This is a genomic window from Lacrimispora sanguinis, from assembly GCF_044987295.1.
Classification (GTDB): Bacteria; Bacillota; Clostridia; order Lachnospirales; family Lachnospiraceae; genus Lacrimispora; species Lacrimispora celerecrescens_B.
In genome coordinates, this window is the sequence record NZ_CP173277.1 from 1,074,916 (window position 1) to 1,086,701 (window position 11,786).

Annotated in this window: 10 protein-coding genes; 3 read left to right on the forward strand and 7 right to left on the reverse strand. The window is 44.7% G+C overall.

All coding sequences use genetic code 11. The annotated features are described in order from the left end of the window. Window positions 1-9 precede the first annotated feature (9 nt). The 5 genes from ACHZES_RS05010 to ACHZES_RS05030 form a co-directional block, all read right to left on the reverse strand. Window positions 10-930 carry a carbohydrate ABC transporter permease gene (locus ACHZES_RS05010; protein WP_038282477.1) on the reverse strand — a complete coding sequence of 307 codons (921 nt, stop codon included), beginning with the start codon at window positions 928-930 and terminating at the stop codon, window positions 10-12. A 73-nt stretch (window positions 931-1,003) separates the two neighbouring features. Further along, a complete protein-coding gene (locus ACHZES_RS05015) occupies window positions 1,004-2,434 on the reverse strand; it encodes an ABC transporter substrate-binding protein (RefSeq protein WP_154524492.1) in 1,431 nt (476 codons plus the stop codon). A 192-nt stretch (window positions 2,435-2,626) separates the two neighbouring features. Beyond that, window positions 2,627-4,441 (reverse strand): sensor histidine kinase, encoded by a 1,815-nt coding sequence (locus tag ACHZES_RS05020; protein WP_395547705.1) that lies wholly within the window; start codon window positions 4,439-4,441, stop codon window positions 2,627-2,629. Beyond that, window positions 4,438-6,045 (reverse strand): response regulator, encoded by a 1,608-nt coding sequence (locus ACHZES_RS05025; protein WP_089994862.1) that lies wholly within the window; start codon window positions 6,043-6,045, stop codon window positions 4,438-4,440. Before ACHZES_RS05025 ends, ACHZES_RS05020 begins: the two co-directional genes overlap by 4 nt. Beyond that, complete coding sequence (locus ACHZES_RS05030) at window positions 6,024-7,031, reverse strand: reverse transcriptase family protein (protein WP_395547703.1); 1,008 nt, start codon at window positions 7,029-7,031, stop codon at window positions 6,024-6,026. The genes ACHZES_RS05025 and ACHZES_RS05030 overlap by 22 nt, the downstream gene beginning before the upstream one ends. A 428-nt stretch (window positions 7,032-7,459) precedes the next feature. On the opposite strand from ACHZES_RS05030, the gene aroF reads away from it, so the two are divergent. The 3 genes from aroF to aroA are packed head-to-tail and all read left to right on the forward strand — an operon-like array spanning window position 7,460 to window position 10,862. Next, on the forward strand, window positions 7,460-8,473 hold the full coding sequence (aroF, locus tag ACHZES_RS05035; protein WP_154524498.1) for a 3-deoxy-7-phosphoheptulonate synthase: 1,014 nt from the start codon (window positions 7,460-7,462) through the stop codon (window positions 8,471-8,473). After that, the gene (locus ACHZES_RS05040; RefSeq protein ID WP_038282487.1) at window positions 8,473-9,570 is read left to right on the forward strand and encodes a prephenate dehydrogenase; all 1,098 of its coding nucleotides are present in this window, start codon (window positions 8,473-8,475) and stop codon (window positions 9,568-9,570) included. The genes aroF and ACHZES_RS05040 overlap by 1 nt, the downstream gene beginning before the upstream one ends. Before the next feature lie 14 nt (window positions 9,571-9,584). Beyond that, the gene (gene aroA, locus ACHZES_RS05045) at window positions 9,585-10,862 is read left to right on the forward strand and encodes a 3-phosphoshikimate 1-carboxyvinyltransferase (RefSeq protein ID WP_395547702.1); all 1,278 of its coding nucleotides are present in this window, start codon (window positions 9,585-9,587) and stop codon (window positions 10,860-10,862) included. Window positions 10,863-10,939: 77 nt separating this feature from the next. On the opposite strand, the gene ACHZES_RS05050 is transcribed toward aroA, so the two are convergent. Then, window positions 10,940-11,452, reverse strand: coding sequence for a cysteine hydrolase family protein (locus tag ACHZES_RS05050; protein WP_089994848.1), 513 nt, complete (start codon window positions 11,450-11,452; stop codon window positions 10,940-10,942). 122 nt (window positions 11,453-11,574) lie between these two features. Beyond that, complete coding sequence (locus ACHZES_RS05055) at window positions 11,575-11,730, reverse strand: hypothetical protein (protein WP_395547701.1); 156 nt, start codon at window positions 11,728-11,730, stop codon at window positions 11,575-11,577. Window positions 11,731-11,786 lie beyond the last annotated feature (56 nt).

The window sequence follows — 11,786 nt, forward strand, 5'->3', positions numbered from 1 at the left end:
TCTGCCTCCTTAAACCACATCATCCAGTTTTCTTGCAAGGTACATGTAAACGGCTGTGATCACGCCGATAATAAGAGCCGCCATAATGCTGAGTACGGTTGCATAACCGATCTGGGGCGTTGTCTGTGAACCGAATATCAGCTTATAAATATAGGTAAACATTACCTCTGATCTGCTGTTCGGTCCTCCGTTGGTAAGTACAAGGATCGATTCATAATCCTTCAGCGCCGTAGTAATGGCCAGCATTAAAATAACTTTTAACACAGGGCTTAACATGGGCAGGGTGATATAAAAGAATGACTGTACTCCATTTGCCCCGTCCATCTTGCAGCTTTCGTATATTTCTTCCGAAATACTGGAAAGACCAGACATGAACAGAATCATATAATTTCCGAATCCGCCCCATACCGCCACAATGATAATGGAAATCATAACGATGGAGGCGCTGCCCAGCCAGTCAATGGGAGAATGGATCATTCCAAGCTTCTGTAAATAAGCATTCAGTACACCGTTGTAAACGGCAAAAATAAAGCCGAATATAAGGCTGTATACAGCGGAGCTTATGACCGTAGGCATAAAGTAGATGCCTCGGAAGATTCCGCTTCCTTTGATCTTCTGATTCAGCAAAACTGCCAGAAGCAGGGATAAGGGTATGATGATGACCAGTTTCATCACAGCATATTCAAAGGTATGAAGGACGCTGCGCCAGAAAATGGCATCCTGAAACATTCTGGTAAAGTTTTTAAATCCTATATAGTAAGCTGTAAATCCGTTGTAATCATAGAAAATATATCGGAAAAGCCAGCAGAAAGGATAGATGGATATCACCGCCAGCAAAAACACTGCCGGCAGCAGCATTAAAACGGAAGCAAAATCTCCTCTGCTGCCTGCCCGTTTCAGTCGCTCCGCAAAGCTTAATTTTTCTTTCATGAGTCGTTTCACCTTTCTTTAAAACAGGGGCTGCTTTTAGTTTATCTAAAAACAGCCCCTCTGCTCTCTGCACTTATTTGTCTAAGTACTCAATGGTTCCTGCATTTGGATGCATCGGGTCAAAGTCCTTGATGATAAGTCTCTTAATCTTGCCCATGCTAACATCATTGTCAAGCGCCTCGTTGTATCTCTTGTTTAAATCTTTGATTGCATCGTCAGCACTGACATTGCCTAAGATCGCATTCCAAAGAGTTGCGATATAATCATCACCCTGGATAGCAACAGCCGGTACTGCCGGATATACGCTTTCGTAATCCTGTAATTTAAAATCAGCCAGTCTGCCGGTTTTAGAGGAATCAATCGCATTGCTCATATAGCCGGAGATCGGAAGGCAATAGCCGCCCTCTAAGTAGCCCTTTAAGAAATCTTCGCTGGAGAAGAACTTAATAACTTCCCATGCGGCGTCTTTGTTCTTAGAAGAAGAAAGCATCATGTACCCCTTCTGAGGCTGAATGGTTAAAGCACCTTTTACTTCTCCGTCAAGAGTCGGAACGGTGGATACTCCCCAATCAAATTTGGTAACCGGGAACTGATCAGTAAACACGCCTGCTTCCTGAGATGCATTGCCCCAGAGAGCAAATGCACCCTCCGCAAACTGTGCTCTCATAGCGTCTACGCCCTGGGATACGGATCCTGGGAGAACGCTGTTATCTTTAAAGAACTGATTGCTCTTTTCGATCACCGGTTTGTAACCGTCAAAATTAAATTCGCCATTCTTATAGTCGTAACGGTAGATACCGCTTGTCTCACAGGTTCCTTCAATCCATCTGATGAAGGGAACACTTGAGGTAAAGGCAACACCGTAGTTTTTCCCACCGCCGTTTTCCGTTACTTTCTTAGCCAGATCAATGACACCATCTAAGGTATTCGGGAATTCGGTAACACCCGCAGCTTCCACCAGAGCCTTGTTGTACTCCATTCTTACACCGCTTCTCATGCCTGTGGGAATCCAGTATACATTGCCGTCGATCATGTCGATTCCTTCATACTGAAGCTTGCTGGCCTCGGTAACCTTTTCATAATCAGCATCTGTAATTCTATCATTTAACGGCTCCAGGATTTTTGCATCTGCAAAGGTCTTTAAATCAAAGCCGCTCTGGCCTGCACTGATCCCTGCAATATCAGGAGCCGTGCCGGAGGAATATGCCATGGAAAGCATATTGGCGTAATCGTCCGTTACCACCGTCATTTCGATCTTGATGCCCTTGTCATTGGTCTCATTAAATTCACTGATCTTCTGATCTACGTACTCGGAGTCATGACGGTCATTGGTCCAGACCTTAATCACGGTTTCTCCTTTTGTGCCCTCCTTAGATTCGGCTGCTCCTCCTGCCTGATTCTGTGCTGCAGTTGTGCCAGCCGTACCTCCTCCACCGGAACAGCCCGTAAGTGATGCAGCAGCCAGGACTCCTGCCATCATAAAACTCAAAGCTCTTTTTTTCATAACTTTCTCCTTTCCAAACGTTTATAATACATTTGTCTTGATGCTACTATTTTAACCATTTCCGTTTTAATATGACATGACATTTTCCATGATTCATGTAACACTTTTAAACATTATACCGCTGCAGGCAGCAGAATGAAAAATAAAAGAAGGTATCCCGCAGGCCACGAACCGGCATTTGGGATACCTCTCTTATGCATTTTGTTTTCCGGGAATGCGGATCACCACACTGTTCCTGTAATATGGAATGGTCTGAAAATCCATCTCTACCTCTCCGTAATAGATTTTTAATCTTGTATAAACATTATGAAGCCCGATATGCTGGCCGCCTGCCGGTTCATTCCGGTAAATGGTATCACGGGCTTTATCTATATCAATGCCGCAGCCATTATCAGTGACTTCAATGTAAATCCAGTCCTCTTTCCGGTAAAAACGAACATCAATGGAAGGAATGCACACTGCCTCTCCCCACTTCTCATCCCGAAAGCCATGCTTAATGGAGTTTTCCACCAGGGGCTGTAAAATCAATTTGAGAATCCGGTACTCCTTAAGCTCCTCCTCCACATAGGACTGGAAGGAAATAGACTTATTGGTCCTGTGGTTCATGATATTGATGTAAGCTTCCACATGGGCGATTTCATTCCTGATCATGATAAGCTCATCCCCGTAGTTCAAGCCGATCCGCATAAAGGTCCCAAGATTATTGATCATGGACGATGCCACCAGCGTGTGGTTGTTCAGCACCTCAAGGTTGATGCCTTCCAGAGTATTGTAGAGCAAATGAGGATTAATCTGTTCTGCCAGAAGCTGTATCTCCAATTGATATTTTTCATGCTCATCTTCCTTGATCTGACTGATTTGAGACTGAATGGTACTGTACATGGTATTGACTGCCGCATTCAGCTGTCCGATTTCATCATCGTACTTTGTTTCATATGGCTCGTCGTATTGATTCTCCTGGATCTGCCGGATGCTCTCCATAAGACGTTCCAGAGGTGACGTGATAAACTTAGACAAAAGAGCAGAAAATGCCACGGAAAATATCAGGCCTGCGGCACCCATTAATACAATGAATTGATTCATTGTCGCGATCTTTCTATTTAAAGATTCTTTTGAAAGCACGCTGATCAGATGAAGATCCGAAAACGGAAGCATTTGGGAATAAACCACATTGTCCGTTAAATCCGCAATCTTACGGATCTGGGTATCCTTATTATTTTCCTTCACTCCCTGAATAAAATCCTGGCTTTCTAACACCATTCTCATGGACTGGGGATTTTTAAGGCTGATGTTATTCCCATTGGAATCTGCCACAAAATAAGAGCGCTCAAAATAATTGGCATTGGATAAGGACAGCCTGCTTTGAAATTTCTGCAGATTTAACAAGACCACCAGTCTGGTGGCGACTTCTTCTCCCTTAGTGGTGATCACCACATTATCACCGGGGATCAGGGTTGATAAGGGAATCACAATGGGAATCACGTCCTGCTGCTGCAAAAAAGGGCTCTGGCAGTTGGGAAGCCAGGTGATTTCATCAATGGTCCCATAATCAGCCAGGAAATCGGACAGGCTTTTCTCCGGTCTTACCCCATAAGAATATACTGTATTGCAGGTTCCATCCTTATTGACCATAAACACCGACTCAATCATACTGTTGCTGCTTAAAAGGTTGATAAGCTGGACCTGGACCCCTTCCTGGTTTAAATAGTTGCTCTCATCCCGGCCGCTTACAACGACTCTTTGTATGGCAGGGGTGGAAGCAAAGCTGATCACATTGGTAAGCAAGGTATCATACATGTTATTTAAGGATTCCGAAATTACATTCATGGTATCCTGCATCTGCATTTCCACTTCTCCGTAATAGAGCTTATTAAAATAACCTCTGGCAAAAATGCAGATAAAAATAGTAAGCATGATATCGATGCTGAACATACAAAGCCGGATTTTGGATGCGATCTTCTTGTCCCCAATAAATTTAAAAACCGTTTCTCTTAACCGTTTTATCATATCTGCCTTTCCAAATCACAGTGTTTTCCGCTGTTTCTGTTGTAATCCGATGGAGAGACGCCTGTGTTCTGTTTAAATACCCGGTAGAAGGAACGGTAATCATCGTAGCCGATTGCAGCTGCCACTTCTGCCACCGGCATATCCGGCTTCCGCTCCATAAGTCCTTTGGCGTGCTCCATTTTGATTCGGATCACATAATCCCTGAAATTGACTCCCGTTTTTAATTTAAAATAGCTGGTAAAATAAACATCACTGAGGTTTACGTGCCTTGCCACGTCCTTAGCCAGAATCTTTTCTCCCATATGGGATTTGATGTAATACTCCGCTGCCTGAATGATCTGGTTCTTCGGTCCGTTCTCCCCGGCTCCCTGCTTTCCGGCACACGCTACCAGAAAATCCTCCATATAGGCCTTCAGTTCCTCAAAGGTACGTATGGTATTCATGGGAAGAATGACTTCCGCCTGGGAAAATTCCTTCTCACTTCCCAGTTCCTTTTGAATGTCCGTGATCAGATAGATACACATCCCGCGGATATAGTTGGGCGGGGGCATCGGTACATAAAGAAGTTTGGAAAAATACTCCCGGCAGAATTCCCGTATTTGCTCCGTCCGGTTCATGGTAATCGAATACATCAGATTATTATAATCCATTTGATTCGCTGCTGCAGGCGGCGGTGCGGTGCACAGAATGCTTTCATCAAAGATCTTATGATCCGTCTCGTAAAAGCTATAGGACAGGCACATAAGAGCTGTTTTGTAGGAATTGGAGCAGTCCGTAAGCGTGGCTCCTTCCTTACCGATTCCAATCGTTAAGTCCATAGTGGAATCCCGGTTCACCCGTTTTAAGCAGCGGATTGCAAGGAAATGGTAATTCACGGGCAGATCTCCCGGTTGCAGAGTATGAATGATGGTCAAAAGCTCGTTGGAGCTTGAGATAAGAAATTCATATCTTGTTTCCTGAAGTTCTTCGCTTACAATATCCATCAGATAATTGATCTGCTGGAACTCATCCTCTTGTTCCCCGTCCTCTTTCCCCTGGATGGAAAAAACCATGACCCGGAAAGGACTGTCATTCAACTTAAGCTCCAGCCGCCTGATCTCATCCCCTATCTCTTCATAAGAATAAAACTCGTTCTTTAACAGTCTCTTTAAAAACTTTTCTTTTGGCTCAGACTTGACATTTAAATAAGCAGAATAAGAATGGATATGGTTGGACTGGAGGATCTCCTCTTTCTGCTGTCTGATCTCCGTCACCAGCTCATCAATCTTAATGGGCTTTAAAAAATAATTCTTAGCTCCCAATTGGATTGCCTTCTGCGCATATTTAAAATCGCCATAACCGCTTAAAATAATAAAATTGGTCTGCAGCTTTTCTTTTTTTACCTGTTCCATCAGCTGCAGTCCATCCATGCCCGGCATACGGATATCGGTTATTACAATGTCCGGATTACAGGTCTTAATAATCTCGTAAGCCTCCCTGCCATCTTCTGCAGTGCCAACAATGGTTATGCCAAACTGTTCCCATGGCACAACCGTAGACAGCCCATTGCGGATCGCCGCCTCATCGTCCGCAATCAATAGGGTTATATTTTTATTTGCATCCATGATTCTGATTTCCTCCCAAGTACAGCCAATAGCTTCTGCTCCGCCTCTCTAAACCACTGATCTTCAGGATTTACCAAAAGAATATACTGTATTCTTCCCAAAAGCGAAAGAAGATACTGATTCTCCGGGATTCCCGCAGAATTTCCGCTCCTTTCCAGATGGGACTTTACTCCGTATTTCTGACAGTAAAAAATTTCCTGCCGCAGTTTCCTTCTGTAATCCCCGGAGACCTGCAGTTTCTCATTGACCACGATTCCCGTAACCGCCTGTCTTCCGTTGCTGTATAGAATCCTGGTCTTTTCTTCATTTAGTTCAAACCCCATGGAATCTAAAAAGCTGGAAACCTTCCGAATGACCATGCCCGGGTTAAAATCACCGGAAAACGTCATATCGTCACAATACCTGGTATAGGAGATTCCTTTATTCCCGCACCATTTGTTTATGGATTCATCAAAATGCTTCATGACCAGATTGGAAACTGCAGGCGAAGTAGGTGCCCCCTGAGGCAGAAACTCGTTGCAGCAGCATAAGGCAGTCAGCATGGTTCCTACTGCAGGAGGAAAATGCCGGACGGGAAAAACGCTCCTTAAAACCATTGGAAAGGAAATGCTGCCGAAGAAGTCTTTGATATCCAGCTTCACCACCACATGTTTTCCTGTATGCTCCCTGGCATTGGACACCACTCCTGCACCTTTGTGGTAGGCAGTGGCACAGCTGGAGACCTCATATCCATCAAGGATATGATGCAGGATATTCCTCTGTATTCTCATCAGCATATAATCCGGTACCATGAGGCTCCGCTGCCTTCCGTCTCTCTTTGGGATACGGACGGTGCGGTAATGGCGTTCTGTATGGTTGCTGAACGCATAAAGACATGCCATTACCTTCTGGTCCGGCCAGCTGGTATTCCCCAGAAGCCGGAAAGATAATAGCATGTCCCTGCAATACTCCTTCGTGCAGTATTTCCATAAATCTGTCTGATACATCGGCTCCTCCATCGTAGTTATATTCTAAAATTCATTCTTAGCTCTGAATAAACAACAGAAGCAATACAAATATGATGCCGTAAGGTGTGAAGATGTACAAGCCGCAGGCACATGCACATGCAATGTGCGGTAGTACCTCGCAGCAGATTACGGCCTTTTCCTACCCCATGATAATCCCGGCAGCGACTCGCTGCCCGGCCGCAGGCTTATTACACGCGGAAAAACTATTGCTTCTGCTGTTATGGTTTTTATTCTAACACAATGATTTTAAATATTCCACTATTTTGCTTTACTGAATATACTTAACACCCTTTCTAAATTAATAATTTACGTTAAAGCGTCAAAGTTTAACGTGTAAAAGCGTTGACAACTTTCCTGCAATGGATTACAATGGGGAATATATTTGCAAAAGAGAGGACATAAAAGACATGATCATTATTATGAAGCCTAACGCTTCCGAGGAAGCTGTTGGTAAAATAAAAGACTTAATCGAATCAAACGGACTTCAGGCCCATTTATCAAAAGGGACGGAAGTTACCATAGTAGGCGTTGTAGGAGATAAATCCAAACTTCAGGGCAAAAACATCGAGATGTTCGAAGGTGTTGACAAAATCGTTGCCGTGACCGAAACCTACAAGCTGGTGAATAAAAAATTTCATCCGGAAGATTCCGTCATAACCATTGGGAATGCAAAAATCGGCCCGGGTCATCTCACCATAATGGCAGGTCCATGCGCCATTGAAAATCACGATATGGTTCTTGAAACTGCTTTTGCAGTTAAAAAAGCAGGCGCCCAGTTCCTCCGCGGCGGAGCCTATAAGCCCAGAACTTCTCCATATGCATTTCAGGGCCTTGAGGAGGAAGGGCTGAAATACATGAAGGAAGCCAGGGAAGCCACCGGGCTTAACATCGTCTGCGAAGTTACAAGCCTGCGGGCTCTTGAAACATCCGTAAAATATGTGGACATGATTCAGATCGGTGCGCGGAATATGCAGAATTTTGAGCTTTTAAAAGAAGCAGGAAAGGCCGGCATTCCGGTTCTGTTAAAGAGAGGCTTATCAGCTACCATTGATGAATGGCTGAATGCCGCAGAATACATCGCTTCTGAAGGAAACACAAATATCGTGCTTTGCGAACGGGGTATCCGTACCTTCGAAACTGCTACCAGAAATACCCTGGATATCAGTGCCGTACCGGTTATCCGCGCAAAGAGCCATCTTCCCATCATCATTGACCCAAGCCACGCCACCGGAGTACGAGCTTATATTGAGCCGATCTCCAAAGCTGCCTTAGCAGTTGGTGCTGATGGACTGATCGTGGAAGTCCATCCACGTCCATCCTGTGCCTTGTCTGACGGTCCCCAGTCTCTGACCTTCGAGCAGTTTGAGAATCTAATTGAAGAGTTAAAGCCTTACGCCAAACTTGCGGGGAGGACGTCTTAATGAGCGATGCCACCATTGCCTTTATCGGGCTTGGTCTCATCGGTGGCTCTATCGCCAGAGGGATCAAGCGTGAAAAACCAGATACTAAAATCATGGCCTACATGCGCACTCGTTCCAGGCTCTTGCAGGCAAAAGAAGACGGGATCGTTGATGTCCTTTTAGATGGAATCGGAGAAGAACTCCGGGAATGCGATCTCATCTTCCTCTGTACTCCTGTGGAGTACAACGCAAAGTATTTGTCAGAAATCAAACCCTTCTTAAAGCCTGGAGCCATCATTACCGACGTAGGAAGCACCAAGACGGATATTCACGAGGAAGTAAGCCGTCTTGGCATGGAAAGTAAGTTCGTGGGAGGCCACCCAATGGCCGGTTCGGAAAAGACCGGATACGAAAACTCCACCGACCATTTGCTTGAAAATGCTTATTATATCATTACTCCTACCCAGGCTTCGACTGAGGAACAGGTAAGCCGTCTGGTGCGGATTGCAAACATGATCGGATCCATTCCCCTTGTCCTAAATTATCGAGAACATGATTTTATCACTGCGGCAATCAGTCATCTGCCCCATATCGTAGCCTCCAGTCTGGTAAACCTTGTGAAGGCTTCCGATAATGAGGAAGGACTTATGAAGCGGCTTGCCGCCGGGGGCTTTAAGGACATTACAAGAATCGCTTCTTCCTCTCCTGAAATGTGGGAACAGATCTGTATGACAAACAGCCAGAATCTTTCCGTGATTCTGGAACGGTACATCGCCTCTTTAAATCAGATCCTGGGTGAACTTAAGGCAAATGACAATCAGTCTGTTTATCAGCTTTTTGAAACCTCCAGGGATTATCGCAACTCCTTTTCAGAAAAGGTACCAGGCCTCATTGCCCCGGATTATTCCTTTACGGTGGATATGGCTGACGAAGTAGGCGCTATCTCCACCTTATCCGTCATCCTTGCCGCTAAGGGCATCAGCATTAAGAACATCGGCATCAATCATAACCGGGAGCACGGAGAGGGGACTTTAAGGATTGCATTTTATGACAAAGAAACCATGGATAACGCATGGAAACAGCTGGAACGGTACCACTATGATTTAATTTCTAATTAAAAGAGAGGATTCCTATGAAATTCACAAAAGCCTCCCCTTTAAAGGGTGAAATAACCATACCAGGTGACAAGTCCATCTCTCACCGAAGCGTGATGTTTGGTTCTATTGCAAAAGGAACTACGGAAATCAGCCACTTTCTCCAGGGAGCCGACTGCTTATCCACCATCTCCTGCTTTAAGAAAATGGGAATTCAGATTGAAAACAACCATGACACCGTCATTGTCCACGGGAACGGACTCCGGGGCTTAAAAAAACCGGAAACGATCTTAGACTGCGGGAACAGCGGAACCACTACCCGCCTGATCTCCGGTCTTCTGGCCGCCCAGGATTTTGACGTGACCTTAACCGGTGACGAATCCATTAGGAAACGGCCGATGAAGCGCATTATGGAGCCATTATCCTTCATGGGGGCTGACATAAAGAGCGTTAAGGATAATGGCTGCGCTCCTCTTTCCATAACCGGTAAAAAGCTTCACGGAATCCATTATACAAGCCCGGTCGCTTCCGCCCAGATAAAGTCCTGTATCCTATTAGCCGGACTGTATGCAGAGGGCGAGACAAAGGTGACGGAACCTTATGTATCCAGGAACCATTCGGAAATCATGCTGAAGTATTTTGGCGCTAATGTTAAGACAGAAGGAACCACCGCCTGCATCGCTCCCGTTAAAGAGCTCTACGGGAATAAAATTGTTGTTCCGGGGGATATCTCTTCTGCGGCTTACTTTATAGCGGCAGGCCTGATGATCCCAGGTTCGGAAATACTGATAAAGCAGGTAGGCATTAATCCAAGCCGGGACGGGATCATTCACGTTTGCCGGGATATGGGAGCTGATATTACTCTTTTAGAGGTAAATACAGATTCCGGGGAGCCTACTGCGGATATTCTGGTTAAATCCGGCTCTCTGCACGGCATTACAATCGGTGGAGCCATCATCCCTACCCTCATCGATGAGCTTCCCATGATCGCCGCCATGGCCTGCTTTGCGGAGGGCGAAACAATGATAAAGGATGCGGCCGAATTAAAGGTAAAGGAATCCAACCGTATTGAGGTTATGGTAAAGAATTTATCTGCCATGGGAGCCGATGTTAAAGAAACAGAGGATGGCATGATCATCAGAGGCGGAAAGCCTCTTCACGGTGCTGTCATCGACAGCAAGTTAGATCACCGGATCGCCATGACCTTTGCAGTGACCGGGCTTTGTGCAGAAGGGGAAACAGAAATCTTAGGCGCCGAATGCGTGAATATCTCTTATCCTGGCTTTTATCAGGATCTGGAGAGATTGATGAAATAAAATTAATCAGTCATGCAGTGATGTCTGAGCACAAAAATGCCGGGAGAACATAAGTTCAACCCGGCATTTTATTGATTTTATAAAACTTCGATTTGGCACATCTTCATTGCCTCTAACGCATTCTCATGGCTCTTTACAGTCACTCCGGCACAGCAGGAGGAGTCCACCAGCACAGGTACTTCAGGAAGAAAAGCTTTGACTAACAGGGCATTGGAGATCACACAGATATCCGTACATAACCCCACCAATTCAATGGATTCATATTCTCTTTCTGTTACATATTCTCCAAGCACTGCGCTTCCAAAGGTGTTTTTTTCAAAACGTACTCCCTGAAATTCCTTTAAGGAATGATCAAGATCCCAACCGGCTGTTCCTCTGACACAATGAACGACCGGAAGTTTTTTCCCCTCCTGGGAATTAAGATAACTTTCTTCGTGAGTATCCAAGGTGAAGATCACCTCGTCTCCTACCGCCTGATATTCTTCTATTTTTCTTTTTACCTTAGGGACGATAGACACCGCCTCCGGAGTTCCCAGGGAACCGTCGATAAAATCTTTTTGCATGTCTACTACGATTAACAACCTTTTCATGGACAAACCTCCGATAATAAATAGTGATTATAGTTTATCACATTTTGCTCTCATAAGCATATTATTTTTCATCACATTTTTACTAGGAATTATTTTTACTTTTATGCCATTTCTCGTTTAAATCATTTATTTCTTTTATAATATTTAACAGCCTCTTCTGCTATAATAGCTATAATCACCACAAGAATTATTGTCCAAAATTCAGATTTGATTACATTTCCCCATGTAGCACCGGTTGATTTTTTTACTCCAAGTATCATTCCCGCTATTAGTGACATACTCCCACCACTTAGCACCACATTTGGGATCAACTAAATGCTTATGCTAGAAGTGA